Source organism: Streptomyces sp. DT2A-34 (assembly GCF_030499515.1).
In the GTDB taxonomy this organism is placed as follows: Bacteria; Actinomycetota; Actinomycetes; order Streptomycetales; family Streptomycetaceae; genus Streptomyces.
Map to the genome: position 1 here is coordinate 2351300 of NZ_JASTWJ010000001.1, position 24695 is coordinate 2375994.

The window sequence follows — 24695 nt, forward strand, 5'->3', positions numbered from 1 at the left end:
CGCCGTGACATCACGCCCGACCAGCAAGAGTTCGCCGGCGTTCGCAAGCGTCAGCAAGCGATCGACAAGCGATCAGCGGGAGTTCACGGCCGCCGCACCAAGTACCGTCACCTCAGGGGGAGTCAGCTCATGCGATCGATACGGCCGTCGTTCACCGCTCGCCGAGGAGGGAGCGCGCGCCGGCCCCGGCCGACTGCCCGCCGCACCTCCCCGCTGCCCGTGGTCGCGCTCGCCGCGGCGCTGGCCCTCACCGTCACGGCCTGTGAGTCGGGCGACGCCGAGGCGGGCGGGGAGGCCACCGCGTCCGCGGCGGCCGGAGGTGAAGGCAAGATCACGATCCCGGACGACATCAAGGACAAGCTCAAAGAGCACGGGATCGACATCGACAAGTGGAAGGGCGGCGCCTGGAAGAACTGGGACAGGGACGACTGGCTCCGCGAGGCCAAGGACTACATCAACCCGATCATCGAGGGCCTGTGGGACCCGGACCGCATGCGGGAGGCCGAGGACCCGGACCGGGGTGTCGACGACAGCGACCTCTCCGGTGACCAGGGGGTGACCGACCCGACGCCGGAGCCGGTGGACGCGCGGGCCGTGCCGCCTGCGTACCACGTCAACGCCCCCGAGGCGGGCAAGGTGTTCTTCGACTCCCCCGAAGGCACGATGGTCTGCTCGGCGACGGTCGTGCAGGACCCGGCCAACCCCGGCAAGTCCAACATGGTGTGGACCGCGGGCCACTGTGTGCACGCGGGCAAGAGCGGCGGCTGGTACCGCAACATCGCCTTCGTGCCGTCGTACAACAACGCGGGCAAGGCGACGGCGGAGCTGGAGAGCGCGACCAAGGAGGAGGTCGCTCCGTACGGCGTGTGGTGGGCCGACTGGGCGCAGACCTCGGACCAGTGGATCGCGCAGGGCGGCCCGACCGGCGGGGACGGCGCCCCGTACGACTTCGCCGTGCTCCATGTGAAGCCGGAGGAGGGCGGCAGCGGCAAGTCCCTGGAGGAGACGGTCGGTTCGGCCCTCCCGGTGGACTTCAACGCCCCCGCGGTCCCGCAAATGGACAGCCTCAAGGCGATCGGTTACCCGGCCGCCGCGCCGTTCGACGGCCAGAAGCTGTTCCAGTGCCAGGACAAGCCTGGTCGGCTGTCGCTCAACAAGTCGACCCCGACGATGTACCGCATCGGCTGCACCATGACCGGCGGTTCGTCCGGTGGCGGCTGGGTCGCGACGGGCTCGGACGGCAAGCCCGCGCTGGTCTCCAACACTTCGATCGGCCCGGTGGATTCGGGCTGGCTTGCGGGTCCGCGGCTGGGTGAGGGAGCCAAGGGCGTATACGACGACGTGAGCGAGAAGTTCGCCGGTCAGTGACGTTCACCGGACGCCGGTCGGTGACGTTCACCGGACGCCGGTCGGTGACGTTCACCGGACGCCGGTCGGTGGCTGCGGCGTAGGCACCGGCTGAGGTGGGGCAGTGGGGCGGTGGGGAGAAACCTTCACCGCCCCACCGCCGTTCGACCTCAACTCCCCGGGCATAGTGGGGTGTCGAGTCCGAGGGGCTCGCGCCCATGAGCGCACCACCCCTCCGCGACACGCGCCCGCCATCAAGGCGCCACAGCAGCAACACGCTTCAACGGGGGTCATCGCACCATGCGTTCCACACCTACGCCCGCAGTGCCACGCCGCGGGCGGCGCTCCGTCCTCGCCGCCACCGGGCTCGTCGCCGCGCTGGCGCTGACCGCGACCGCCTGTGGCGGCTCGACCGCGGACTCGGCGAGCGACCAGGCCGAGGCCGCCGCCTCGCAGGCCGCCGACGCCGCCGCCGGTGACGGCAAGATCCAGCTCCCGGCCGAGCTCGCGGACAAGCTCAAGGAACACGGGATCGACCTCGACCAATGGAAGGACGGGGCCTGGAAGAACTGGGACAAGGACCAGTGGCTCAGCGAGGCCAAGGACTTCGTCAACCCGGTGATCGAGGGCCTCTGGAAGCCTGACCGGATGCAGTCCGCGAAGGAGGCCAACAAGACGGTCACCACGCAGGACGCCTCGGCCGACCAGGGCGTGAGCGAGCCCGAGCCGGCGCCCGTGCGGGCCACGGCCGAGAAGACGCCGTACCACGAGAACGCGGCACCCGTCGGCAAGGTCTTCTTCGACACCCCGGACGGCCCGGCCGTCTGCTCCGGCACGGTCGTCAAGGACGTCAACCACCCCGGCAAGTCCAACCTCGTCTGGACGGCCGGCCACTGTGTGCACGCCGGCAAGAGCGGCGGCTGGTACCGCAACCTCGTCTTCGTCCCGGCCTACAACGACCTCGGCAAGTCCGAGGCACAGCTGGGCAACGCGACGGCCACCGAGATCGCTCCCTACGGCAACTGGTGGGCCGACTGGGCCTCGACGTCGAACGAGTGGATCCAGGGCGGCTCGGACACAGGCGGCGCGGGTGCCGCGTACGACTACGCCGTGCTGCATGTGTCGCCGGAGGCCGGCGCGAAGTCCCTGGAGGAGACCACCGGCGCCCTTGACGTCGACTTCTCCGCTCCGCCCGCGAGCGAGGTCGCCACGATGGGCGCCTGGGGCTACCCGGCGGCACCGCCGTACAACGGCCTGCAGATGTTCAAGTGCCTCGACCGTCCGGGTCGCTTGTCGCTGAGCCCGGCTCTGCCGACGATGTACCGCATCGGCTGCACCATGACGGGCGGTTCGTCGGGCGGCGGCTGGTTCCGCGTGGTGAACGGCGAGACCACGCTCGTGTCGAACACGTCGATCGGCCCGCAGGACAACACCTGGCTCGCGGGCCCGCAGCTGGGCGCGGGCGCCGAGTCGGTGTACCAGCACATGAGCAAGACATACGGCGGCCGGTGACACACGCCCACCGACACGTACGGAAGGCCCGCCCACCCTGCGAGAGGGGGACGGGCCTTCGGCGTTTCCACGGCGACTCGGGCCGCCTTTCCGTCACGAACGACGGCTCAGGCGGCCGGCCTACGGCAGCTCAGGCGGTCGCCGCCGGAACGTACGGCGCGAGATCCGCCGCCAGCTCCTCGTGCACCAGCGCCTTGAGCAACGTGCCCTCCGGGGTGTGCTCCTCGGAGATCACCTCGCCCTCGGTGTGGGCGCGGGCGACCAGCTTGCCGTGGGTGTACGGCACGAGCGCCTCGATCTCGACGGACGGGCGGGGCAGCTCGTCGTCGATCAGCGCGAGCAGTTCGTCGATGCCCTTGCCGGTGCGGGCCGACACGGCGATGGAACGCTTCTCGATCCGCATGAGCCGCTGCAGCGTCAGCGGGTCGGCCGCGTCCGCCTTGTTGATCACGACGATCTCCGGTACGTCGGTCGCGCCGACGTCCCTGATCACCTCGCGCACGGCGGCCAGCTGCTCCTCCGGGTTCGGGTGCGAGCCGTCCACCACGTGCAGGATCAGGTCGGACTCGCCGACCTCCTCCATGGTGGAGCGGAACGCCTCGACCAAGTGGTGCGGCAGGTGCCGTACGAAGCCGACCGTGTCGGCCAGCGTGTACAGCCGTCCGCCCGGGGTCTCGGCCCGGCGCACGGTCGGGTCGAGGGTCGCGAACAGGGCGTTCTCGACCAGCACGCCCGCGCCCGTGAGGCGGTTGAGCAGGGAGGACTTGCCGGCGTTGGTGTAGCCCGCGATGGCGACCGACGGCACCTTGTGGCGCTTGCGCTCCTGGCGCTTGATCTCGCGGCCGGTCTTCATCTCCGCGATCTCCCGGCGCATCTTCGCCATCTTCTCGCGGATCCGTCGCCGGTCCGTCTCGATCTTGGTCTCACCGGGACCACGGGTGGCGAGGCCGCCGCCCTTGCCGCCGCCCATCTGCCGGGACAGCGACTGACCCCAGCCTCGCAGCCTCGGCAGCATGTACTGCATCTGCGCGAGCGCGACCTGCGCCTTGCCCTCTCGGGACTTGGCGTGCTGGGCGAAGATGTCGAGGATCAGGGCCGTACGGTCGATGACCTTGACCTTGACGACGTCTTCGAGATGGATGAGCTGGCCCGGGCTGAGCTCACCGTCGCAGATGACGGTGTCGGCGCCCGTCTCGAGCACGATGTCCCGCAGCTCCTCGGCCTTGCCGGAGCCGATGTAGGTGGCCGCGTCGGGCTTGTCGCGGCGCTGGATCACGCCGTCGAGCACGAGCGCGCCCGCGGTCTCCGCGAGGGCGGCGAGCTCCGCGAGGGAGTTCTCCGAGTCCTGCACGGTCCCCGTGGTCCAGACGCCGACGAGCACGACCCGCTCCAGGCGGAGCTGGCGGTACTCGACCTCGGTGACGTCCTCGAGCTCGGTGGAGAGGCCCGCCACACGGCGCAGAGCCGCGCGCTCGGAGCGGTCGAACTGGTCGCCGTCCCGCTCTCCGTCGATCTCGTGGCTCCAGGCGACGTCCTCTTCCATCAGGGCATCGGCCCGAAGACCTTCGGGATAGGTGTGCACGAAGCGCTGCGTGTCCTGGGAAAAGGAAGAAGAGGAGGTCATTGGGTCCTTACGTCGATGGGGAAGCCGTTTGCGGCGCCTTCACTGCTCTCAACGCACCAGTGCCCCGGGAGATTCCCGCGACCCGTGCCGCGCCGACCCGAAAATGGTCGCACGGCACGGGCCGTCTCGTCACCGCCTTATTTCGCGATCGCCTTGTTGACGGTCACCTTGTTGACGGTCACCTTGTTGACGGTCGCCTTCTTGAGGCTCGGCTTCTTCGCAGTGGCCTTCTTCGCGGTGAGCTTCTTAGCGGTGGGCTTCTTCGCCGCAGGCTTCGCGGTGCTCTTCTTCGCGGGCGCCTTGTCGGGGTCCACGGCCTTCCACTCCGGCTGCCCGGGCATCGGCGGGGTCTTCTTCCCGTACAGCCAGGCATGCAGGAACCCGTCGAGGTGGCGTCCGGAGATCTCCTCCGCGAGCGCGACGAAGTCCGCCGTCGTGGCGGAACCGTCCTGGTGGCGGCTCACCCAGGTACGTTCCAGACGCTCGAAGGCCGAGGCGCCGATCTCCTGGCGGAGGGCGTACAGGACCAGTGCCGCGCCGTCATAGACGTTCGGCCGGAAGATGCCGTTCTTCTTGCCGGGGGCGCCGGCCTTGGGGGCGGCCGGGGGTCCGCCGGCCGCGCGCCAGCGGTCGGAGGCGGCGTACGCGGCCTTCATCCGTGCCTCCAGCGGCCGGCCGGTCTTCTCCGCCGCGAAGAGGGCCTCGTACCAGGTGGCGTGCCCTTCGCTGAGCCACAGGTCGGACCAGGTGCGCGGGCTGACGCTGTCGCCGAACCACTGGTGCGCCAGCTCATGCACCATGATCGACTCGATGTACCACTTCGGGTAGGCCGACTCGGTGAAGAGCTCCTTCTCGAAGAGCGAGAGCGTCTGGGTCTCGAGTTCGAAGCCGGTGGCGGCCTCGGCCATGAGCAGGCCGTACGTCTCGAAGGGATACCGCCCGACCTTCCGCTCCATCCAGGCGATCTGGCCGGGGGTCTTCTTCAGCCACGGTTCGAGTCGCTCGCGGTCCTTGGTGGGCACGACGTCCCGTACGGGCAGTCCGTGCGGGCCGGTGCGGTGCAGCACCGTGGAACGGCCGACGGACACCTGGGCGAGTTCGGTGGCCATGGGGTGGCGCGTGCGATACGTCCAGGTCGTCGTCCTGCCCGACCGGTCCACGTCGGTCCGCAGACCGTTGGCGACGGCGGTGTAGCCGTTGGGCGCGGTGACCCGGATGGTGAACATCGCCTTGTCGGAGGGGTGGTCGTTGCACGGGAACACGACATGGGCGGCGTCGGCCTGGTTGGCCATGGCGAGGCCGTCAGCCGTCCGTACCCAGCCGCCGTCCCGGCTCTTGCCGTACTTGGGATCGCTGGTGTGCCGCACGGTGACCTGCATCCAGCTGCCCTCGGACAACGGCTCCTCGGGCGTGATCACGAGATCCTCACCGGCACTGCTGAACGACGCGGGCTCCCCGTCGACCTCGACGGACTCGACCTTGCCGTGGGCGAAGTCCAGATTGAAGCGTTCCAGATCCGTGGTCGCCCAGGCGTTGATCGTGGTGACGGCCTTGAGTGGCTTGGCGTTGGTGCCGGGATAGGTGAAGGAGAGGTCGTACGACGCCACGTCGTAGCCGGGGTTGCCCAGGTGCGGGAAGAGGCGGTCGCCGACACCCAGGGGTTCGGCAGGGGCGCTCGCGGCGAGCAGGCAGGAGGAGAGGGCGAGGGCGAACAGCGCGGGGGCCTTGAGACGCCGACGGGTGCGGGGACGGGGGCGAGGAGCGCCAGGGACTGGTCGCTGGGCCTCGGTGCGGGGGGTGAGCAGCATGGACCACGGCTATCAGCGCGCGCGTGCGGGACGTCGACGACGCGCGACCGGCACACTCGAACGGGGGTCTCGGGTGGGTGCTGGCGGGGGCGCTGGGGGTGCGGTCGTTGCTGGAAGGCGTTGGTGTGAGGGCTTCCTGTGCTGCGCGCCCCGCCCAGCCTCACGCTCCCTGCGTCTGTGGCTGCGCCCTGCTCACGTCATACACGCCCCCCACATTGCGCATCGCCCGCATCAGCCCCGGGAGCAGCGCCGCGTCCGGTAGCTGGACCGTGTAGGTGTGGCGCACGCGCTGCTGGCTCGGTGGCTCGACCGTCGCCGAGACGATTTCGGCGCCCTCCAGGGCCATCGCTTCCGTGAGGTCGGCCAGCAGGTGCGGGCGGACGAACGATTCGGCGACCAGCGTGACCCGGCACTCGGTGGTGTCACCCCAGCGCACGCCCACCTCCGCGCGCCCCGCGCCCTTCATACGGCCCACGGCGGCGCACTCGACGCGGTGGACGGTCACCACTCCCCCACGCACGGAGAATCCGGTGACCTCGTCGGGCGGTACGGGGGTGCAGCAGCCGGCGAGGCGTACGGTCGCGCCCGGCTGGTCGACCAGGACGTCGGCGTTGGCGGAACGGCCGGCCGGGCCCTCGACGGCAGGGCGGACGGCCTGCCCCTCCGCGCCGGCCTCCTGACCCGCCGATCCGTCCGCCGTGGGCCGGAAAAGCACCCGGGTCTCCTCCGCCCCGGGAGCATCGCCCTGCGACGGATGGGCGGCCAGCCACCGCTGGATGGCGATCCGGGCGGCGGGCGTGTGGGCGTGCTCCAGCCACTCCCTGGAGGGCTCCGAGGCCGGATCCTGGCCCATGAGGAGCTGGACGGTGTCCCCGTCCCGCAGAACCGTGCTGAGCGTCGCCAGGCGTCCGTTGACCCGGGCACCGATGCACGCGTGCGCGTCCTCGCCGTACTGCGCGTACGCCGCGTCCACACAGGTCGCGCCCTCGGGCAGGCCCAGGGTGCCGCCGTCGGGCCGGAAGACGGTGATCTCGCGGTCCTGGGCGAGGTCCTCGCGGAGCGTCGACCAGAAGGTGTCCGGGTCGGGCGCGGCCTCCTGCCAGTCGAGGAGCCGGGACAGCCAGCCGGGACGCGTGGGGTCGGCGCGCTCACCGTCGCTGGCGGCGACCTGCTCCTCCGAAGGAGGAGCGTAGGGATTGCCGAGCGCGACGACACCGGCCTCGGCGACCTTGTGCATCTGGTGGGTCCGGATGAGGACTTCGGTGACCTGGCCGTCCTCGCGGGCGACGGCGGTGTGCAGCGACTGGTACAGGTTGAACTTGGGGACGGCGATGAAGTCCTTGAACTCCGAGACGACGGGCGTCATACAGGTGTGCAGTTCGCCCAGGACGCCGTAGCAGTCCGCGTCCTCGTTCACCAGCACCAGCAGCCGTCCGAAGTCGGCGCCGCGCAGCCTGCCGCGTTTGCGGGACACCCGGTGCACGGAGACGAAGTGCCGTGGCCGGATGAGCACTTCGGCCTGGATGCCGGCTTCGCGCAGGACCTTGCGCACCGCGTCGGCCGTCTCGGCGAGCGGATCGTCGGCGCGGGAGGCGTTGTCGACGATCAACTCCCGGGTGTGCTTGTACTCGTCGGGGTGCAGGATCGCGAAGACCAGGTCTTCCAGTTCGGTCTTGAGCGCCTGGACGCCGAGCCGTTCGGCGAGCGGGATGAGGACGTCGCGGGTCACCTTGGCGATGCGGGCCTGTTTCTCGGGGCGCATCACACCGAGGGTGCGCATGTTGTGCAGCCGGTCGGCGAGTTTGATCGACATCACCCGGACGTCGTTGCCGGTGGCGACGAGCATCTTGCGGAAGGTCTCGGGCTCGGCGGCGGCGCCGTAGTCGACCTTCTCCAGCTTGGTCACGCCGTCGACGAGGAAGCGGACCTCCGCGCCGAACTGCTCGCCGACCTGATCGAGCGTCACGTCCGTGTCCTCGACGGTGTCGTGGAGCAGAGAGGCCGTCAAGGTCGTGGTCTCGGCGCCGAGTTCGGCGAGGATCAGGGTCACCGCGAGCGGGTGCGTGATGTACGGCTCACCGCTCTTGCGCATCTGGCCGCGGTGCGAGGACTCGGCCAGCACATAGGCGCGGCGCAGTGGTTCGAGATCGGCGTCGGGGTGGTGGGCGCGGTGGGCGTCGACGACATGGCTGATGGCGTCGGGCAGCCGGCCGCGTGCGGCGGGGCCGAGCAGCGCGGCCCGGCCGAGGCGGCGCAGATCGATCCGGGCGCGGGCCTTCCTGCGGGACACCGCGGGCGTCACAGGGCCTGCTACCGGGCCTGGCGTCGCGGAATTCGTTGCCTCCGCACTCATGGGCACCTCCGGCTGCGTGGACCGGCGGACGGGGTGCCCCATGGCGGACACGGCTCAGGGGATGGCGACATCTCCCCCGTCCGGGCCGGTGCTTGATGCTACCGAGCCCATCACGTGCGGCTGACCGCCTCTCGCCGAGCGTGAAACGGATCACCCATTCGAGCGAGGGTTCACAGGTTTACGATTTTCCGCCACCTGGCAGACGACCGGCCATGTTTTCGAATGCGGCCGTCCCCCGGAAGGGGCAGCTGACAGGCGCCGGAGCGGTCGGGGCTGGGATACCAAGCCGCCCCAAGCCGCCCCTACCCCTCAACTGGCCGCGTTTTCCAGCCAGTCCGCGTCGATCTCACCCTCGGCGACGATCACCGCGGGGCCGGTCATCTCGATCTCGCCGTCCGGCCGCTCGGTGATCACCAGGGTGCCGCCCGGCACATCGACGGTGTACGTCGCGGGGGCACCGGTGACCGCCGGGTCGGCGCCGTCCCGCCGCGCGGCGGCCACGGCGACGGCACACGCGCCCGTGCCGCACGAACGGGTCTCGCCGGCACCGCGCTCGTGCACGCGCAGGGCGACATGCCCGGGCCCGCGGTCGACCACGAACTCGACGTTGACGCCGTCCGGGTAGGCGGCGGCAGGGCTGAACGGCGGCGGAGAGTACAGGTCACCGGCGTGCGCGAGGTCGTCCACGAAGGCGACGGCGTGCGGGTTGCCCATGTTCACGTTGCGCGCGGGCCAGCTGCGCTCGCCGACGCTGACCGTGACGTCCCCTTCGGGGAGCCGCGCCTTGCCCATGCCGACCGTGACGTCACCGTCCTTGGCGATGTGCACCGTCTTCACGCCCCCGCGCGTGGCGACGGCGAGGTCGCCCTCGGCGACGTGTCCGGCGCGCTGGAGGTAGCGCGCGAACACGCGCACGCCGTTGCCGCACATCTCCGCGATCGAGCCGTCGCCGTTGCGGTAGTCCATGAACCACTCGGCCTCGGCCGCCATGTCCTGGGCCTCGGGGTGCGCCGCGGACCGCACCACATGCAGCAGCCCGTCACCGCCGATGCCCGCGCGGCGGTCGCACAGCGCGGCGACGGCGGCCGGGGGCAGGTCGATGGCGTTCTCGGGGTCCGGGACGATCACGAAGTCGTTCTCGGTGCCGTGCCCCTTGAGGAAGGCGATCCGCGTGCTCATTCCTCGATCGTAAGGGGTCGGTACGACAAGCCATGCACGTGCGGGGTCGCGGGGTCCCACGCCAGACCACGCGCGCGCGTGGTCGTACGCCGATCCACGCGCACGTGGAGGTCAGCGCAGCCGGGCCACGCGCCACACGGCGAGCACGACCACCGCGGCCACGAGCAGGACGTAGGCGCCTACGACCCGCCAGTCGGGCCTGCGTCCGGCGCCCCGCGGCGGCAGACCCGGCCAGGTGTAGCCCACCCGGCGGGCGGCCATCATGCCCCAGCCGGCCGCGCAGGAACAGATCAGCAGCCCCAGCATGGCGATCACGGCCCCGCTGTCGCCGAAGTCGAAGGCCAGCGGGAACGCGAACATCAGGGAGCCGACCGCGGCGAGGGACACGATGGGCGCGAGCTGCCAGATACGCAGTCGGCGCTGCGGGCGCAGCTCGACCTCGACCTCCGGGCCGCTGGCGTACATCTCCTCGGGCTCGGGGCCGTCGTCGGTGACGCCACCTTCCGCTTCGTCGGGACCGTCGGGGCTCAGACGGTCGCCGTCCTGCTCCGGTTCGCCCCTGTCGGTGGTGACGTTCTCGGTGCTTTGTGCGGTGTCGCGAGGGCCGGCCTCCATCGCCACGCGCCCTCCCAACTCGGACTCCACTTGGTCGATCGAAGCTCGATGATGGCATGGCGCCGGAGGCCCGGACGGCGGCCGGAGCGTCCCGATGCCATCACGTGATCAGGCTGTAACCGGTCGTTCGACCAACGCCAGCGCGAGATGCGGAAGTTCTGTGAGATCCGCCGCAGCCCCACTCAACCAGTGCACCCGCGGGTCGCGCCTGAACCATGAATCCTGGCGGCGCGCGAAGCGCTTGGTGGCACGTACGGTCTCGGCGCGCGCCTCTTCGAGGGTGCACTCTCCGGCGAGCGCCGCGAGTACCTGCTGGTAGCCGAGCGCACGCGAGGCCGTACGCCCCTCTCGCAACCCTTGCGCTTCCAGCGCGCGGACCTCCTCCACCAGGCCGGCGTCCCACATCCGGTCGACCCGGCGCGCGATGCGCTCGTCGAGCTCGGGGCGGGCCACGTCGACGCCGATCTGGACCGTGTCGTAGACCGAGTCGTGGCCGGGGAGGTTGGCGGTGAAGGGCTGCCCGGTGATTTCGATCACCTCGAGGGCCCGGACGATACGGCGCCCGTTGCTGGGCAGGATGGCCTGCGCGGCCTCGGGGTCGGCGGCGGCCAGGCGGGCGTGCAGCGCGCCGGAGCCGCGCAGCGCGAGCTCCTCCTCCAGCCGGGCCCTGACCTCGGGGTCGGTGCCGGGGAACTCCAGGTTGTCGACGGCTCCACGGACGTACAGCCCCGAGCCGCCGACCAGGATCGGCCAGCGCCCCTCGGCCAGCAGGGCGTCGATCCGCTCGCGCGCGAGCCGCTGGTACTCGGCGACGGACGCCGTGACCGTCACGTCCCAGATGTCCAGCAGGTGGTGCGGGACATCGGCGCGCTCCTCGAGCGTCAGCTTGGCGGTGCCGATGTCCATCCCTCGGTAGAGCTGCATGGAGTCGGCGTTGACGACCTCACCGCCGAGTCGCTGGGCCAGGAACACGCCCAGATCGGACTTTCCGGCCGCGGTCGGTCCGACGACGGCGATGACTCGGGGGGCGGAGGATGCGCTGCTCACCGACCCAGTCTCGCAAACCTCAGGGGGTGGCCTCGAACGAGTTACGTGACGGCACGCGCGCGGGGTCGTTGCCAGTTGCGAGGTTTTCGCCGCCGGTTTCGCGGGGGCGGCGACCGGGCGACGCAAACGGGCGCACCGGACGACGCGGGATTTCGCCCGCACGAGTAACGTATGGAGTGGATATGGGCGTTTTCGCACGACTTCTCCGGAGGTCGAAGGCTACGGAGGAGGCGTCAACCGCCGAGGCGCAGGCCGGCACACCAACGGCCGAACCCGCGGCGGAGGAGGCGGCAGAGGCGAAGGGGTCGGCCGAGGTCCAGGTCGAGGACGGGGCCGAGGACGGGGCCCGGTCGACGGCGGCGGAGCCTGTCGAGGCCGATACCGACGAAGGCGTCGAGATCCCCAAGCAGCAGTCCGCCGACGAGGCGGCCGATCGTGAGGCCGACGAGGGCGCCCGCACGTAACTGCCCCGCGCGGGAAGGTGAAGCATGGGTCTGATGCACAATTTGAAAGCCAAACTCGCCCCGGCCAAGGACAAGGTCTCCGACTTCGCGCAGCGGCACGAGGAAAAGGTCCAACACGGCCTCGACAAGGCTGCGAAGGTCGTCGACGAGAGGACCAAGGGCAAGTACAGCGACAAGATCCACACGGGCACGGACAAGGCCAAGGGCGCCGTGGACCGACTCGCGCACAAGGGCGACGACACGGCGACGGGCAGCAGTACGCCGCCGCCGGACGCACCCCCGCCGACCACCTGAACGGCACATCGACGGACGGCCGTGGAGCTTGCGGGCTCCCGGCCGTCCGCCGTTTGGGGTCGGCGTGCCCTACGACCAGGTCGCGACCAGGTACCCCACCCCGTACGGCGCGTCCTCGTACAGCAGGGCGCCCGAAAGGTCCGCCTCCTCGGCAGCTCCCGCGAGGACCTGCCACGGGGCCCGGCCCGAGGCCATCAGGTCACGCGCGAGTTCGGTGTCCAGCGTCTTGAGCGCCGCCACGTCCGCCTTGCCCAGCGCACGCGCGACGGACGCGTCGAAGGGGGCCGCCCGCTCGTCGAGGTAGCCGGGAGCCTTGAGCGTGCGGCAGGCGCTGGCGTCGCCCATCACCAGCAGTGCCACCCGCTCGGCCCGGGCAGCGATGTCCCTTCCGATTTCAATACACCGCTCGGCCTCCAGAGGTTCCCCCACTCCGAGTCCCTCGATCGGAGCGTCCGACCACCGGGTCCGCTCCAGCAGCCACGCGGCGACGGCCAGCGAGGACGGAAGCCGGCGTTCCGACGGCGCCGGAGCGGCCGCGTCGTCCTCGGCCCTGCCCAGCCGTACGTCGATGTCCACGCCGAAGCCGCGGAAGGAACCCCAGGCCCCTTGCGGATACGCCGCGTGCCCGCTCTCCTCGCCGGGCCCCACGACCACGAGCCGGTCCGGCCGGGCGGCCGCGAGCACGCCGAGCACGTCCGTGCAGGCAGCACGCGCGGCATCCAGCTCGGGTGCGGCGCCCGCGGCGAGCTCGGGGACGAGGAGCGGCGGGCAAGGACAGACGGCGGCGGCGACAAGCATGATCGGCAGCCTACTGCGGCGCCCCGGGACGGCCCGGGACGGCGTCCGCGGGTCATGGGGCGTCCGTATTCCACACGCGCTCCGCGAGCGAGTACCGCAGGCGGTACGTGCCCAGCCCGCCCTTGACCTCCACGTAGTACGTGTCGTCGTCCACGCGGTAGACCTCGCGACGACGCTGTTGCAGCCCCTCGGTGAACTTGTGCGTGCACGCCGTCTCGTACAGCTTGCGCCGCGCCTCCTCACGGGTGCCTTCGAAACGCGCGATCGGCCGGAACCTGTCCGGCAACTCCTCGACGACCACCCAATGAGCCATGCCTGCGCCCCCTCACGGTTCGGTCAGTCGACGGCGCAGCCCCCGGTGACCACCGGCAGCGGGTCCGGCACGCCCACCTTGGGAAGGCCGAGCAGGACACCGGCCGGCTTGGGCTGCTCGGCAGCGTTCCGCTTCTCCCAGGCGTCGCCCGCGCGCGTGCGGCGGACGTCGAGGACGGCACCCTCGGCGAGAAGGTGGTGCGGGGCGGCGTACGTGATCTCGACCGTCACCACGTCGCCGGGGCGGACCTCCTGCTCCGGCTTGGTGAAGTGGACCAGGCGGTTGTCGGGGGCGCGGCCGGAGAGGCGGTGGGTGGTGCCGTCCTTGCGGCCCTCGCCCTCGGCGACCATCAGGTCCAGCTTGCGGCCGATCTGCTTCTTGTTCTCCTCCCAGGAGATCTCCTCCTGGAGGGCGACGAGACGCTCGTAGCGCGCCTGGACGACCTGCTTGGGGATCTGGTTCTCCATGGTGGCCGCCGGGGTGCCGGGCCGCTTGGAGTACTGGAAGGTGAAGGCCTGGGCGAAGCGGGCCTCGCGGACGACGTGCAGGGTCTGCTCGAAGTCCTCCTCGGTCTCGCCGGGGAAGCCCACGATGATGTCGGTGGTGATCGCGGCGTGCGGGATGGCGGCGCGGACCTTCTCGATGATCCCGAGGTAGCGCTCCTGGCGGTAGGAGCGGCGCATCGCCTTCAGGACCGTGTCCGAGCCGGACTGGAGCGGCATGTGCAGCTGCGGCATCACGTTCGGCGTCTCGGCCATGGCGGCGATGACGTCGTCGGTGAAGTCGCGCGGGTGCGGGGAGGTGAAGCGGACGCGCTCCAGGCCCTCGATGTTCCCGCAGGCCCGCAGCAGCTTGCTGAACGCCTCGCGGTCGCCGATGTCGGAGCCGTACGCGTTGACGTTCTGGCCGAGCAGCGTGATCTCGCTGACGCCCTCGGCGACCAGGGCCTCGATCTCGGCGAGGATGTCGCCGGTGCGGCGGTCCTTCTCCTTGCCGCGCAGGGCCGGGACGATGCAGAAGGTGCAGGTGTTGTTGCAGCCGACGGAGATCGACACCCAGGCCGCGTAGGCGCTCTCGCGACGGGTCGGCAGCGTCGACGGGAACGCCTCCAGCGACTCGGCGATCTCGACCTGCGCCTCCTCCTGCACGCGCGCGCGTTCCAGCAGGACGGGCAGCTTGCCGATGTTGTGCGTGCCGAAGACGACGTCCACCCAGGGCGCCCGCTTCACGATGGTGTCGCGGTCCTTCTGCGCGAGGCAGCCGCCGACCGCGATCTGCATGCCGGGCCGCTTGGTCTTCATCGGGGCGAGGTGGCCGAGGTTGCCGTACAGCTTGTTGTCGGCGTTCTCGCGGACCGCGCAGGTGTTGAAGACGACGACGTCCGCGTCGCCGTTCGAGCCCTCGGGTGCGCGTACGTAACCGGCGTCTTCGAGCAGCCCGGACAATCGCTCGGAATCGTGGACGTTCATCTGGCACCCGTAGGTGCGGATTTCGTAACTCTTGGATCCTTGAACGTCCACTGCCGGGCTCCGGTCGCTGCTGCTGGTCATGGGTCAAGGGTAGGCGGTTCCCGAAGGTCACAGGTCCGGCCCTCGTGCCCGGTGCATGGCGCTGCCGGCACAGCGTCTGCGAGCGGCTGTGGCGGGCTGGTCGTGGCCCGCGTCCAGCGAAGTGGACGGGTTCAACCTCGTCCCGGAGGAATGCGAGGCCACCCTCGGAATCTGGTCTCGCCCAGGACCCAACCCCACTGGAGGAATACCCCCTAGGGGTATAGGGTTGTCGATGTGGCCGCCGAGAACGGGCCACCGCACCGGACGGAAACAGGGGATGAAGGTCATGGACCACACCACGCACGAAAGTCATGGTCACGCCGGTCATACGGCTCCCCACGGCGCCCATGCGGGGGCGTCCTGGGGCACGGCGGTGAAGGCGACGCTGCACTGCCTGACCGGGTGCGCCATCGGTGAGATCCTCGGCATGGTCATCGGCACCGCGCTGCTGTGGGGCAACGTACCCACCATGGTGCTGGCGATCAGCCTGGCGTTCCTCTTCGGCTACTCGTTCACCCTGTTCGCGGTGGTCCGGGCCGGTCTGGGCCTCAAGTCCGCGATCAAGGTCGCACTGGCCGCCGACACCGTGTCGATCGCCGTGATGGAGTTCGTCGACAACGCGATCATCGCCCTCACCCCGGGTGCGATGGACGCCCATCTGTCCGACGGGCTGTTCTGGGGGGCGCTGCTGGGCGGGTTCGGGGTCGCCTTCCTGGTCACCACGCCGATCAACAAGTGGATGATCGGCCGCGGCAAGGGCCACGCCGTCGTCCACGCCTACCACTGACGAACCGAACGCACAGGCCCACGCGGTCGGGGCTCCCCTGGCGGAACAGGGGTGCCCCGACCGCGTTTGCGTCACCGGGCCGGGCCAACCCGGCAGGGGCCGGGAGAGGGAGAGGCGCGGCCGTCCCGGCCCGCCGCCCGTCCGGCATCGACCCGAAGGAGGCGACCGGTGATGACCACGGTCAAGGACATGCTTGCCACCTACCCTGCCGACCTGGGCCAGGTGGACCGCGACAAGCTCACGCGCTGTATCGAGGAGTGCCTCGCCTGCGCCCAGGCGTGTACGGCGTGTGCGGACGCCTGCCTGTCCGAGGGCATGGTCGGTGAACTCACCAAGTGCATCCGCACCGACATGGACTGCGCGGACGTCTGCAACGCCACCGCGTCCGTGCTGTCCCGGCACACCGGCTACGACGCGAACGTCACCCGCGCGATCCTCACCGCGTGCGCCACCGCCTGCAAAGCCTGCGCCGACGAATGCTCCGCGCATGCCGACACGCACGAGCACTGCCGCCTGTGCGCGGAAGCCTGCCGCTCCTGCGAGCAGGCGTGCAACGACCTCATCCAGGCCCTCGGCTGACCAGCCGGCCGCACCGACAGGGCCGTCGGAACGGCGATCCGGCGGCCCTCACGCACATCCGGAATCGTTGCCCGGTCGGCGTGCCGGGCGGTGAGCGTCGGTTCAGCGCACGTGCGGTCCGCCGGTCATCTGCGGCTTGCCGCGCGGTACGAGCACCGGGGCCACCGCCGCGCTGACGGCGGGTGCCACCGCGCACGCCATGAACGCGTCGGTGAAGCCGCCGACCGTACCGCGCTCGATGCCGGAGGCCGCGACGGGGAGACGACCGCGACGCCGAGGGAACCGCCCACCGCGTGGAAGGGTTTGACGACACCGACACCGACACCGACGCCGGCCCCGCCTCCCGGTGTTCGACCATGGCGAGCGCGGTGGTGGTGGCGGTGACGAAGACCGCGCCGATGCCGAGGGAGGCGACCGAGAAGCCCGGCAGCAGAACGGCGTACAGGCTGCCGGTGTCCGACAGCCCGGTCAGCGGCACGGTCCCTGCGGCCGCGATCACCATGCCGGCGACGGCCGTTGCACGGTTGCCGATCCTGCCTACGAGGCGGGAGCCCTGGTGCGCGCCGATGCCGGTGGCGACGGCCACCGGGAGGATGAACAGGCCGGTCTTCAGCGGGTTGAGGTCGCGCAGGTGCTGGAGGTTGACGGACCCGAGGAAGAAGAAGGCGATCAGCAGGGCGGTGGCCATCAGCATCAGGAACGCCCCGGCGAGGACGGGGCGCCGGGTGAACATGCGCAGATCCATCAGCGGGGCCAGGCTCGCCCGCTCGGCGACGGCGAACAGGACGTACGCCACCGCCGCGCCGGCCAGCGGCAGCTGCGTGGCCGGAGCTGTCCATCCCGAGTCGGCACCGGGGCGTCGACCCGGACGGGCCGCGGGGCACGGGCCCCCACGACCGTGGGGACGGCGGCAAGGACGAGGAGACCGACGGGCACGTTGACGTAGAAGACCCACTGCCAGCCCGGCCCGTCGGTGAGCACCCCGTCGAGCAGCACCCCGGCGGCGGCACCTGACCCGCCGATCGCCGCCCACACGTCGAGGGCCTTGTTGCGCTCCACCGCCGTGGAAGGTGGTCGTGACGATCGACAGGACGGAGGGGGACAGCGGGGCGGCGCCGACGCCCTCCTGGAGGCCGGCGCCGTCAGCCCGTTCCCAACGCCGCGCGGACGCTGCGCGCACGTACTCACGGGGCCCGTTCGGATGTGGGGGTCATCACAGGGGCAGGAATACCCCTGGGGGGTATAGTGTTAGCATCGTCGAGAGAGGTTGCGGAAGACTCCCCCCTCTCGACGGCAGACCCGCGCATCCACACCCTGAGGGAGCACCCATGACCACCCAGACCACCTCCGGATCCTGCTGCTCCTCCGACGGCTCCTGCGGTTCGGGCGCCGCGGCCGAGGCGCAGGACACTGGCATCACGACCGTCTACAAGGTTTCGGGCATGACCTGCGGCCACTGCGAAGGCGCAGTCAGCCAGGAGATCTCCGCCCTGGAGGGCGTCACGGCGGTGACGGCCGTGGCCAAGACCGGCGAGGTCACCGTCGCCTCCGCCACCCCGCTCGACGAGGAGGCCGTCCGCGCCGCCGTCGACGAGGCCGGCTACGAGCTCGTCGGCCGGGCCTGAGGGCCCTGCCGGGGCACCCGCCCCGGGTCGAGCAACGCGAGTTTCCCTCCCCCGCCGGGACGCACCGCTCCGCTGATACGGACGCCGCGCGTCCCGGCCTCTCCCAGGAGATACGCATGACCAGCACGGCTCCCGAGAAGACACTCGGCGGTGCGGAGCCCGCACCCGCCTCCGAGGTCGAGCTCTCCATCGGCGGCATGACGTGCGCCTCCTGCGCCGCCCGCATCGAGAAGAAGCTCAACCGGATGGACGGCGTCACCGCGACCGTCAACTACGCCACCGAGAAGGCGAAGATCTCGTACCCGGAGGACATCGAGGTCACGGACCTCATCGCCACCGTCGAGAAGACCGGCTACACCGCCGAGGAGCCGCCGCCACCGGCCGCCGAGGAGCGGGCCGCCGAGACCCCCGCGACAGCGGACGGCGAGTTGCTCTCCCTGCGGCAGCGGCTGTTCGTGTCGCTGACCCTGTCCGTGCCCGTCGTACTGATGGCAATGGTTCCGGCCCTTCAGTTCGACAACTGGCAGTGGCTGTCGCTGACTCTGGCGGCCCCGGTCGTCGTCTGGGGGGCGCTGCCCTTCCACAAGGCCGCGTTCACCAACGCCCGGCACGGCGCCGCGACCATGGACACGCTGGTGTCCATCGGCACGCTCGCCGCACTCGGCTGGTCGCTCTGGGCGCTGTTCTTCGGGCACGCCGGCATGCCGGGCATGCGGCACGGCTTCGAGTTCACCGTCTCCCGTACGGACGGCTCCTCCGCCATCTACCTGGAAGCCGCGGCCGGTGTGACCGCGTTCATCCTGGCCGGGCGGTATCTGGAGGCGAAGTCCAAGCGCAAGGCGGGCGCGGCGCTGCGGGCACTGATGGAGCTCGGCGCGAAGGACGTCTCCGTGCTGCGCGGCGGCAAGGAAGTCCGCATACCGGTCGGGCAGTTGGCGGTGGGCGACCGGTTCGTCGTACGGCCTGGAGAGAAGGTCGCCACCGACGGGACCGTCGTCGAGGGCTCCTCCGCTGTCGACGCCTCCATGCTGACCGGCGAGTCCGTACCGGTCGACGTGAGCGTCGGGGACGCGGTCACCGGTGCCACGGTGAACGCCGGTGGCCGACTGGTCGTCGAGGCCACCCGGGTCGGCGCCGACACCCAGCTCGCCCACATGGCGAAGCTCGTCGAGGACGCGCAGAACGGCAAGGCCGAGGTGCAGCGCCTCGCCGACCGGATCTCCGCCGTCTTCGTCCCGGCCGTCCTCCTCATCGCCGTCGCCACCCTCGGCGGCTGGCTCGGCGCCACCGGCGACGCCACCGCCGCGTTCACCGCCGCCGTCGCCGTCCTGATCATCGCCTGCCCGTGCGCCCTGGGCCTCGCCACCCCGACCGCTCTCATGGTCGGCACCGGACGCGGAGCCCAACTCGGCATCCTCATCAAGGGCCCAGAGGTCCTGGAGTCCACGCGCCGCGTCGACACGGTCGTCCTGGACAAGACCGGCACCGTCACCACGGGTCGGATGGCCCTCCAGGACGTGTACGTCGCCGAGGGAGTCGACGAGGCTGAACTGCTGCGGTTGGCGGGCTCGCTGGAGCACGCCTCCGAGCATCCGATCGCCCAGGCGATCGCCGCCGGTGCGAGCGAGCGGGCCGGCGGCTTGCCGGTGCCGGAGAACTTCGAGAACGTCGCCGGCCTCGGCGTCCAGGGCGCCGTCGACGGCCACGCCGTACTCGTCGGACGCGAGCAGCTACTCGCCGAGTGGGCCATCGAACTGCCACGGGAGCTGGCCGAGGCCAAGGCCGCGGCGGAGGCCGAGGGGCGTACGGCGGTCGCCGTCGCCTGGGACGGCAAGGCACGCGGCGTCATCACGGTGGCCGACGCGATCAAGGAGACCAGCGCCGAAGCCGTCGCCGAGCTGCGGCGGCTGGGCCTCACGCCCGTCCTCCTGACCGGCGACAACCGGCTCGTCGCCGAGTCCGTGGCACGGGCGGTCGGCATCGACGAGGTCATCGCCGAGGTCCTCCCCCAGGACAAGGTGGACGTGATCAAGCGGCTGCGGGCCGAGGGCCGTTCGGTCGCGATGGTCGGCGACGGCGTCAACGACGCGGCCGCCCTGGCCACCGCCGACCTGGGACTGGCGATGGGCACCGGCACGGACGCGGCCATCGAGGCGGGCGACCTGACCCTCGTACGGGGCGACCTGCGGGTGGCGGCCGACGCGATCCGCCTCTCCCGCCGGACGCTGGCCACCATCAAGGGCAACCTCTTCTGGGCGTTCGGCTACAACGTCGCCGCCCTGCCGCTGGCCGCGGCCGGCCTGCTCAACCCGATGATCGCGGGCGCCGCGATGGCGTTCTCCTCGGTGTTCGTCGTGACGAACAGCCTGCGCCTGCGTTCCTTCAAGTAGGCGCGTCGACATCCCAGTTGGTCAGTAGGGCCCTGCCGGAAGGCAGGGCCCTACTGCGTTGCGTCCCGTTACCCGCGGGCGCGACGCAGGTCGAAGGGTTCGTCGAGGACGGATATGACGCCGTGCGTCAGGTCTCTTTTTCAACGCCTGGTGGACGACGGCCGGGAAACATGAGCGGGGCTGTCGGTCTGGCGGGACGGCCGCGAAGTCGTCCGACTGGGCGGCGGATGGGCCGATGCGGGGCGCAGCCGCCCCTGGCGCGGCGGCACCCTGGTGATGCCGTACTCGCTGTCGAAGGCGTGGTTCGCGGATCCCCGCCGGGGCCCTGGACACGGAGCACACGCCTCACCAGCGAGGACGGACCGGTGCGCGACCTGCTCGGCCCACAGCTGCACTCCGAGCTGCTCACCTCCCAAGTCACTGACCACGACGAGGCCTTCGGCAAGCCGGATCACCTGAAGCCTGGGCTTCGTACGCGACATCGGATGCGCTTATCACTCGCGCTCACCGTCGCGGCGGCCTCCTCGCGCTCGGCGCTGCGATGGGGGGGCTACCGAAGGGGCGGTCACATTCCGGTGCCGTGTCGGACCGGAGCTTCTCCGGCGTCGGGTACGGGCTGCCTCACTGGTGAGGAGGATCAGCAGGATGAAAGCGGCGAACGCGGCGCCTGTGCGTGCGTAGTTGAAGGCTTCCCAGCGAGCGAGGATCTCCGCGTGGTCGGGGGGAGCCGAGGTAGCGGCCCACTTCTTGATCCGGCCGTTGATGGGGACATTGCCGAGCCGGGTGATCAGGAAGGACGTCAGCGCCAGCAGTGCCGCTCCGCCGGCGAGCCGCCGTGTGGTGCCGCGGGTCATGATGGCGAGCGTCATGGCGCTGAGCGCCGACATCCCCATGGCCGCCTGCATGGTGATGCCGTTCATCTGCATCAGCTCGGTGTGGAAGGACAGCCTCGTCTCGAGCGGTACGGCGTTGAACGTGGGAACCAGGTTGGCCGCTCCGTAGCCGAAGGCGCCCGCGAGGGCGCCGGTGGACAACAGGGCAATCCCCTGGGCGAGTCGGACGGCGAATCGGACACGCATCTGCACTACCCCCCGCGCTGTGGTTCGGATGGGTCGAGGGTCCTGCTGAGCTGCTCGGCCCGCCGCAGCAAGCCCTCGGTGGTGAAGTCCGCGAACATGTGCACCTGCGTGGTGACCAGCCCGCTCTTACGCATCCGGGCGTGGATCGTGAACCGGGCCGCGATCCGGTTGCCGTCCGCCAGCGCCTCGTGCACCTCGAACCGGAACCAGGTCAGATTCCTGCGCACGGGGCGCAGGTGGGCGGCGAGCCGGTCCCAGTCGAGTCGTACGCCGTCGGCGATCTGTACGACGTCCCGGGTGTAGAACCTCGCCATGAGGTCGGCGGGGTCCTCCGAGCCGCGGACGACAGCCTCGGTGAAGGAGGTGAAGAAGTCGGCGACGAACTGCTGGGGTGTCTTGGTTTCCAGAGGTTGCATGTCGCTCCGGCCAGGCAGGCGGGCAGGGCCGCACCCCGCTACTATCTCTTACATCTCTGTAAGATATGCGCGCCAAGTAACTTTGACAAGGTTGTAAGAGTTGTCTGCTTCAGAAGGCCCCGACGGCACCCCGGCCGTTCGGCGTCGCCGTCGGGCCGACGCCGAACGGAGCAGGGAGGCCGTACTCGACGCCGCGGTCCGACTGCTCGCCGAGCGGCCCGACGCGGGCATGGCCGCCATCGCCACAGCAGCCGGCGTCACCCGCCAGACCATCTACGCCCACTTCGGCACCCGCGACGCACTGCTGGAGGCCGTGGCCGACCGCGTCACGCAAGAAGCCATGGCGGCGATGGACGCGGCGGAGGTCGAGGACGGGCCTGCCCTCGAAGCACTCCTGCGGCTGCAGGAGATCGGGTGGCGGCTGTTCGAGCGACATCCCGTGCTGCTCCAGCTCGGCACCGCCCCCGCACATGCCGAAGCCGACCGCGCGCGGCACGAGCCCGTCGCGGCCCGACTGACCCGGTTGATCCAGAAGGGGCAAACCGCGGGGGAGTTCGACCCCGACCCGCCCGCCGCTTGGCTGGTCGCGGCGGTTGTCGCCCTGGGACACGCCGCCGGCGACGAAGTCGGGGCCGGCCGCATGAGCGTGGCCGAGGCGGCGGCCCACCTTCGCACCGCCACACTCCGCGTGCTGACGGTGCGACCGCGCAGGGCTCACACCCCCTAGGCAGTCTTCGGTGTCGGTTGGGCATGCCAGGCCGGTTCGGCGTCACGAACCGGCTGCGCCCGGGCCGTTTCCCCACTCTCATCGCGGCCTGCCCACCTCCGGGTGCTCGACTCCCCGGCAGTCGGTTCCCCTGGAGCCGCCGCGTCTGCGCGACCGAGGTTCCTCCGTCAACGCCGACGGGCTCACCGGAGGGCGACCGACTTCTCCGTACGCATCACCAGCAGCGTCACGATCCCGCCCACCGCGGCGACGGCCGCCGCAGCGCAGGCACCACGCCGCCCACCTGGGCCGCGTATCCGGCCGGCCAGCACCACGGCCGCGGTCATCCCTCGCTCCGCTCCCTCGTCGCTCGTACGGCCGAGCGTAGGGCGTCCGCTTCCTTCAGCACGAGCTGCTCGGCGAAGCCCCCCCCCAGCAGGCAGCAGACGTGCACCACTAGGCCATTTCGTTCGGTTCATCCGATCGTTGAAAAAGGGGCCCCGGCAGGCGAGCCGGCCGACCATGCCATCGGTCGGTCCCGCGGAGGGCTGACCACGAAGATCCACCTGGCGGCCGACGGCCGCTGCCGCCCGCTGGCGTTCGTCCTGACCGGCGGGCAGGCCGGCGACGCGCCCGCCTTCACCGAGGTGATGGCACGTCTGCGTGTGCCCCGTCGACGGGGGCAGGCCCCGCACCCGGCCGGATGTGGTCCTGGCGGACAAGGCTTATTCGTCGCGCGCGATCCGCGAGCACCTGCGCAGCCGTCGTGTCTGGGCGGGCATCCCGATCCGGGCGGATCAGAACACCCACCGCTTGCGGCGAGGCAGCCGGGGCGGGCGCCCTCCCGCTTTCGACCGTGAGGCGTACAAGAAGCGCAACACGGTCGAGCGGTGCATCAACCGCCTCAAGCAATGGCGAGGGATCACCACCCGCTACGAAAAGACCGCCACCATCTACAAGACCGCCACCATCTACCTGGCCGGCCTCCACGTCGCGGGCATCTTCCTCTGGTCAGCCCGCTGATGGAGGCGAAACGGCCTGGCGGTACGCGTCGCGATACCTGCGGAGCCGGGGGAGGCGTACTGCGGGTAGCCGGACCAGAGTGTCCTCGAAGGCGCGGTGGTGGGGGGTCAGCGGGCACCAGGGGCGCGGCGTCGGGGGGTAGTCGTCGCGCAGGACGCCCTCCGGGAGGACCCCGGTCGCGGGCATCGGCGAGGTCTCGCCCGGGTGGGCGAGGTACGCCCAGACCCCGCTGTCCAGCGGCACCACAGTCCCCTCATCGCCCGGCGGACGCCAGGGCGCCCCCGTGAGGGGGTGGCGGGGGACGAGAAGGACGTCGGGACGAGGTCGGGGCAGGTGGATCCCCGGGCCGGCTAGCCCCACGGACCGGGCCCCGGGCCCGGCGGGGAGATACCGGCCGACGGCGTGGCCGAGCAATTCGGCGACGGGACCGACGGGGAGGTTTACCGGGCCGTCCTCGGTGACCGCCACGAGATGGGCCAGTGCGACTCCGACCGCCGCCTCCCAGCGACGGCTCCACGACCCGTCGGGTTCGACGGGTGGGACGCGATGCTCAGCGCGTTCCAGATCGTCCCAGTCGGGAGGCGGGCCGGCCGAGAGTCCCGAGGGGCGGCGTACGACCGCGTCGGGCTCAAGCCACACCGTCTGCCACATTCCGCAGTCGTCCATGCGGGTTGCCACGGCCCGCCCGCACCCCTCGCACGCCAGGTTGGGGCCGGCCCGGCCATCCACACCCTGGCAGTACCCTTCGCACTTGTCGGGGATCAGGATCATGGACCGGGAGTCGCCGGGGGCGATGACGATCCTGTTCCGTGCCCCGAAGGAGACGGAGTACACCGGCGCGAACACGCCCTGCCCAGCAGCCGCGTCCGCTCCGACCTCCTTCCACAGCCGCCAGGGCGGTCCGGTGGGCTGGGGGTCGACGGCGTACGTCGCGGGCTCCATCAGCGGAGGGTGGAGTTCCTCCCACCCCCCGTGGTGGGTGTGGACCGGGAGGGCGACCCGGAACACCGGCGCCGTCAGCTCCGTGCCGCACTCGGCACACGCGAACACGTCCAAACAAGCTCCCCCTCGCCCCGGTTCCCCGGGGATTGTGCCTCGCCCGCAGCGGAGAATCCACCGGGATCTGGAACGACTCGTAGGGTGCTTCTTTCGGATCACCGCGGCGCCATCGTCATCTGGCCAGCAA

At 70.9% G+C, this 24695-nt stretch carries 25 protein-coding genes and 1 pseudogene; 11 read left to right on the plus strand and 15 right to left on the minus strand.

The genetic code is table 11. The features are described 5' to 3' along the window. The first annotated feature begins 129 nt into the window (after positions 1 to 129). The gene (locus tag QQM39_RS10105; RefSeq protein ID WP_301996358.1) at positions 130 to 1368 is read left to right on the plus strand and encodes a serine protease; all 1239 of its coding nucleotides are present in this window, start codon (positions 130 to 132) and stop codon (positions 1366 to 1368) included. Positions 1369 to 1647: 279 nt separating this feature from the next. Then, the gene (locus QQM39_RS10110) at positions 1648 to 2859 is read left to right on the plus strand and encodes a serine protease (protein ID WP_301996359.1); all 1212 of its coding nucleotides are present in this window, start codon (positions 1648 to 1650) and stop codon (positions 2857 to 2859) included. A 130-nt stretch (positions 2860 to 2989) separates the two neighbouring features. On the opposite strand, the gene hflX is transcribed toward QQM39_RS10110, so the two are convergent. From hflX to miaA, 6 genes are all read right to left on the minus strand, one after another. After that, a complete protein-coding gene (hflX, locus tag QQM39_RS10115) occupies positions 2990 to 4483 on the minus strand; it encodes a GTPase HflX (RefSeq protein WP_301996360.1) in 1494 nt (497 codons plus the stop codon). A gap of 137 nt (positions 4484 to 4620) precedes the next feature. Next, positions 4621 to 6291: a M1 family metallopeptidase gene (locus tag QQM39_RS10120; protein ID WP_301996361.1), complete on the minus strand. Its 1671-nt coding sequence runs from the start codon at positions 6289 to 6291 to the stop codon at positions 4621 to 4623. A 160-nt stretch (positions 6292 to 6451) separates the two neighbouring features. Further along, complete coding sequence (locus tag QQM39_RS10125; protein WP_301996362.1) at positions 6452 to 8644, minus strand: bifunctional (p)ppGpp synthetase/guanosine-3',5'-bis(diphosphate) 3'-pyrophosphohydrolase; 2193 nt, start codon at positions 8642 to 8644, stop codon at positions 6452 to 6454. A gap of 309 nt (positions 8645 to 8953) precedes the next feature. Further along, entirely contained in the window at positions 8954 to 9823 is an 870-nt protein-coding gene (gene dapF, locus QQM39_RS10130; protein WP_301996363.1) for a diaminopimelate epimerase, read from the minus strand. A gap of 111 nt (positions 9824 to 9934) precedes the next feature. Further along, on the minus strand, positions 9935 to 10438 hold the full coding sequence (locus tag QQM39_RS10135; protein ID WP_302003538.1) for a hypothetical protein: 504 nt from the start codon (positions 10436 to 10438) through the stop codon (positions 9935 to 9937). Between the two features lie 108 nt (positions 10439 to 10546). Then, on the minus strand, positions 10547 to 11485 hold the full coding sequence (miaA, locus tag QQM39_RS10140) for a tRNA (adenosine(37)-N6)-dimethylallyltransferase MiaA (RefSeq protein ID WP_301996364.1): 939 nt from the start codon (positions 11483 to 11485) through the stop codon (positions 10547 to 10549). Positions 11486 to 11667: 182 nt separating this feature from the next. Here miaA and QQM39_RS10145 point away from each other — a divergent pair, with 182 nt between their 5' ends. Together QQM39_RS10145 and QQM39_RS10150 are read left to right on the plus strand one after the other, a co-directional pair. Further along, complete coding sequence (locus tag QQM39_RS10145; protein ID WP_301996365.1) at positions 11668 to 11949, plus strand: hypothetical protein; 282 nt, start codon at positions 11668 to 11670, stop codon at positions 11947 to 11949. A gap of 24 nt (positions 11950 to 11973) precedes the next feature. After that, entirely contained in the window at positions 11974 to 12243 is a 270-nt protein-coding gene (locus QQM39_RS10150; protein WP_301996366.1) for an antitoxin, read from the plus strand. A gap of 69 nt (positions 12244 to 12312) precedes the next feature. Here the strand turns inward: QQM39_RS10150 and QQM39_RS10155 are convergent, their stop codons facing one another. The 3 genes from QQM39_RS10155 to miaB are packed head-to-tail and all read right to left on the minus strand — an operon-like array spanning position 12313 to position 14904. Beyond that, the gene (locus QQM39_RS10155; RefSeq protein WP_301996367.1) at positions 12313 to 13041 is read right to left on the minus strand and encodes a class III extradiol dioxygenase subunit B-like domain-containing protein; all 729 of its coding nucleotides are present in this window, start codon (positions 13039 to 13041) and stop codon (positions 12313 to 12315) included. 52 nt (positions 13042 to 13093) lie between these two features. Then, entirely contained in the window at positions 13094 to 13354 is a 261-nt protein-coding gene (locus QQM39_RS10160) for a hypothetical protein (RefSeq protein ID WP_301996368.1), read from the minus strand. Between the two features lie 23 nt (positions 13355 to 13377). After that, on the minus strand, positions 13378 to 14904 hold the full coding sequence (gene miaB, locus QQM39_RS10165; RefSeq protein WP_301996369.1) for a tRNA (N6-isopentenyl adenosine(37)-C2)-methylthiotransferase MiaB: 1527 nt from the start codon (positions 14902 to 14904) through the stop codon (positions 13378 to 13380). Between the two features lie 286 nt (positions 14905 to 15190). Here miaB and QQM39_RS10170 point away from each other — a divergent pair, with 286 nt between their 5' ends. Both QQM39_RS10170 and QQM39_RS10175 read left to right on the plus strand, forming a co-directional pair. Then, entirely contained in the window at positions 15191 to 15691 is a 501-nt protein-coding gene (locus QQM39_RS10170; protein ID WP_301996370.1) for a DUF4396 domain-containing protein, read from the plus strand. Positions 15692 to 15862: 171 nt separating this feature from the next. Further along, complete coding sequence (locus QQM39_RS10175; protein WP_301996371.1) at positions 15863 to 16270, plus strand: four-helix bundle copper-binding protein; 408 nt, start codon at positions 15863 to 15865, stop codon at positions 16268 to 16270. Here QQM39_RS10175 and QQM39_RS10180 read toward each other — a convergent pair. Continuing rightward, positions 16251 to 17066 carry an MFS transporter gene (locus QQM39_RS10180; protein ID WP_301996372.1) on the minus strand — a complete coding sequence of 272 codons (816 nt, stop codon included), beginning with the start codon at positions 17064 to 17066 and terminating at the stop codon, positions 16251 to 16253. The two genes, QQM39_RS10175 and QQM39_RS10180, sit on opposite strands and share 20 nt — an antisense overlap. Further along, positions 17015 to 17329, minus strand: coding sequence for an MFS transporter (locus QQM39_RS10185; protein WP_301996373.1), 315 nt, complete (start codon positions 17327 to 17329; stop codon positions 17015 to 17017). Before QQM39_RS10185 ends, QQM39_RS10180 begins: the two co-directional genes overlap by 52 nt. 269 nt (positions 17330 to 17598) lie before the next feature. Between QQM39_RS10185 and QQM39_RS10190 the strand changes: the two genes are divergently transcribed. From QQM39_RS10190 to QQM39_RS10200, 3 genes are all read left to right on the plus strand, one after another. Continuing rightward, positions 17599 to 17895 carry a heavy-metal-associated domain-containing protein gene (locus QQM39_RS10190; RefSeq protein ID WP_301996374.1) on the plus strand — a complete coding sequence of 99 codons (297 nt, stop codon included), beginning with the start codon at positions 17599 to 17601 and terminating at the stop codon, positions 17893 to 17895. Between the two features lie 116 nt (positions 17896 to 18011). Further along, complete coding sequence (locus tag QQM39_RS10195) at positions 18012 to 20285, plus strand: cation-translocating P-type ATPase (RefSeq protein ID WP_301996375.1); 2274 nt, start codon at positions 18012 to 18014, stop codon at positions 20283 to 20285. Between the two features lie 216 nt (positions 20286 to 20501). Beyond that, positions 20502 to 20744: a hypothetical protein gene (locus QQM39_RS10200; protein WP_302003539.1), complete on the plus strand. Its 243-nt coding sequence runs from the start codon at positions 20502 to 20504 to the stop codon at positions 20742 to 20744. A 35-nt stretch (positions 20745 to 20779) separates the two neighbouring features. Here the strand turns inward: QQM39_RS10200 and QQM39_RS10205 are convergent, their stop codons facing one another. After that, positions 20780 to 21364, minus strand: a complete 585-nt coding sequence (locus QQM39_RS10205; protein WP_301996376.1) for a DUF1772 domain-containing protein — start codon at positions 21362 to 21364, stop codon at positions 20780 to 20782. Between the two features lie 5 nt (positions 21365 to 21369). Continuing rightward, positions 21370 to 21780: a nuclear transport factor 2 family protein gene (locus QQM39_RS10210; RefSeq protein WP_301996377.1), complete on the minus strand. Its 411-nt coding sequence runs from the start codon at positions 21778 to 21780 to the stop codon at positions 21370 to 21372. Between the two features lie 100 nt (positions 21781 to 21880). On the opposite strand from QQM39_RS10210, the gene QQM39_RS10215 reads away from it, so the two are divergent. Further along, positions 21881 to 22507, plus strand: coding sequence for a TetR/AcrR family transcriptional regulator (locus QQM39_RS10215; protein WP_301996378.1), 627 nt, complete (start codon positions 21881 to 21883; stop codon positions 22505 to 22507). Positions 22508 to 22689: 182 nt separating this feature from the next. On the opposite strand, the gene QQM39_RS10220 is transcribed toward QQM39_RS10215, so the two are convergent. Beyond that, positions 22690 to 22833: a hypothetical protein gene (locus QQM39_RS10220; RefSeq protein ID WP_302003952.1), complete on the minus strand. Its 144-nt coding sequence runs from the start codon at positions 22831 to 22833 to the stop codon at positions 22690 to 22692. A gap of 177 nt (positions 22834 to 23010) precedes the next feature. On the opposite strand from QQM39_RS10220, the pseudogene QQM39_RS10225 reads away from it, so the two are divergent. Beyond that, positions 23011 to 23509, plus strand: a pseudogene (locus tag QQM39_RS10225) (IS5 family transposase); the annotation flags it as partial. Here QQM39_RS10225 and QQM39_RS10230 read toward each other — a convergent pair. Continuing rightward, a complete protein-coding gene (locus QQM39_RS10230; RefSeq protein WP_301996379.1) occupies positions 23498 to 24565 on the minus strand; it encodes a hypothetical protein in 1068 nt (355 codons plus the stop codon). The pseudogene QQM39_RS10225 and the gene QQM39_RS10230 overlap by 12 nt on opposite strands. Positions 24566 to 24695: the final 130 nt, after the last annotated feature.

Bases quoted from the DNA above. Each gene is read 5' to 3' on its own strand.
- QQM39_RS10105 (WP_301996358.1), top strand. From the start codon at position 130: ATGCGATCGATACGGCCGTCGTTCACCGCTCGCCGAGGAGGGAGCGCG.
- QQM39_RS10110 (WP_301996359.1), top strand. From the start codon at position 1,648: ATGCGTTCCACACCTACGCCCGCAGTGCCACGCCGCGGGCGGCGCTCC.
- hflX (WP_301996360.1), bottom strand. From the start codon at position 4,483: ATGACCTCCTCTTCTTCCTTTTCCCAGGACACGCAGCGCTTCGTGCAC.
- QQM39_RS10120 (WP_301996361.1), bottom strand. From the start codon at position 6,291: ATGCTGCTCACCCCCCGCACCGAGGCCCAGCGACCAGTCCCTGGCGCT.
- QQM39_RS10125 (WP_301996362.1), bottom strand. From the start codon at position 8,644: ATGAGTGCGGAGGCAACGAATTCCGCGACGCCAGGCCCGGTAGCAGGC.
- dapF (WP_301996363.1), bottom strand. From the start codon at position 9,823: ATGAGCACGCGGATCGCCTTCCTCAAGGGGCACGGCACCGAGAACGAC.
- QQM39_RS10135 (WP_302003538.1), bottom strand. From the start codon at position 10,438: ATGGAGGCCGGCCCTCGCGACACCGCACAAAGCACCGAGAACGTCACC.
- QQM39_RS10145 (WP_301996365.1), top strand. From the start codon at position 11,668: ATGGGCGTTTTCGCACGACTTCTCCGGAGGTCGAAGGCTACGGAGGAG.
- QQM39_RS10150 (WP_301996366.1), top strand. From the start codon at position 11,974: ATGGGTCTGATGCACAATTTGAAAGCCAAACTCGCCCCGGCCAAGGAC.
- QQM39_RS10155 (WP_301996367.1), bottom strand. From the start codon at position 13,041: ATGCTTGTCGCCGCCGCCGTCTGTCCTTGCCCGCCGCTCCTCGTCCCC.
- QQM39_RS10160 (WP_301996368.1), bottom strand. From the start codon at position 13,354: ATGGCTCATTGGGTGGTCGTCGAGGAGTTGCCGGACAGGTTCCGGCCG.
- miaB (WP_301996369.1), bottom strand. From the start codon at position 14,904: ATGACCAGCAGCAGCGACCGGAGCCCGGCAGTGGACGTTCAAGGATCC.
- QQM39_RS10170 (WP_301996370.1), top strand. From the start codon at position 15,191: ATGGACCACACCACGCACGAAAGTCATGGTCACGCCGGTCATACGGCT.
- QQM39_RS10175 (WP_301996371.1), top strand. From the start codon at position 15,863: ATGACCACGGTCAAGGACATGCTTGCCACCTACCCTGCCGACCTGGGC.
- QQM39_RS10190 (WP_301996374.1), top strand. From the start codon at position 17,599: ATGACCACCCAGACCACCTCCGGATCCTGCTGCTCCTCCGACGGCTCC.
- QQM39_RS10195 (WP_301996375.1), top strand. From the start codon at position 18,012: ATGACCAGCACGGCTCCCGAGAAGACACTCGGCGGTGCGGAGCCCGCA.
- QQM39_RS10205 (WP_301996376.1), bottom strand. From the start codon at position 21,364: ATGCGTGTCCGATTCGCCGTCCGACTCGCCCAGGGGATTGCCCTGTTG.
- QQM39_RS10210 (WP_301996377.1), bottom strand. From the start codon at position 21,780: ATGCAACCTCTGGAAACCAAGACACCCCAGCAGTTCGTCGCCGACTTC.
- QQM39_RS10220 (WP_302003952.1), bottom strand. From the start codon at position 22,833: ATGACCGCGGCCGTGGTGCTGGCCGGCCGGATACGCGGCCCAGGTGGG.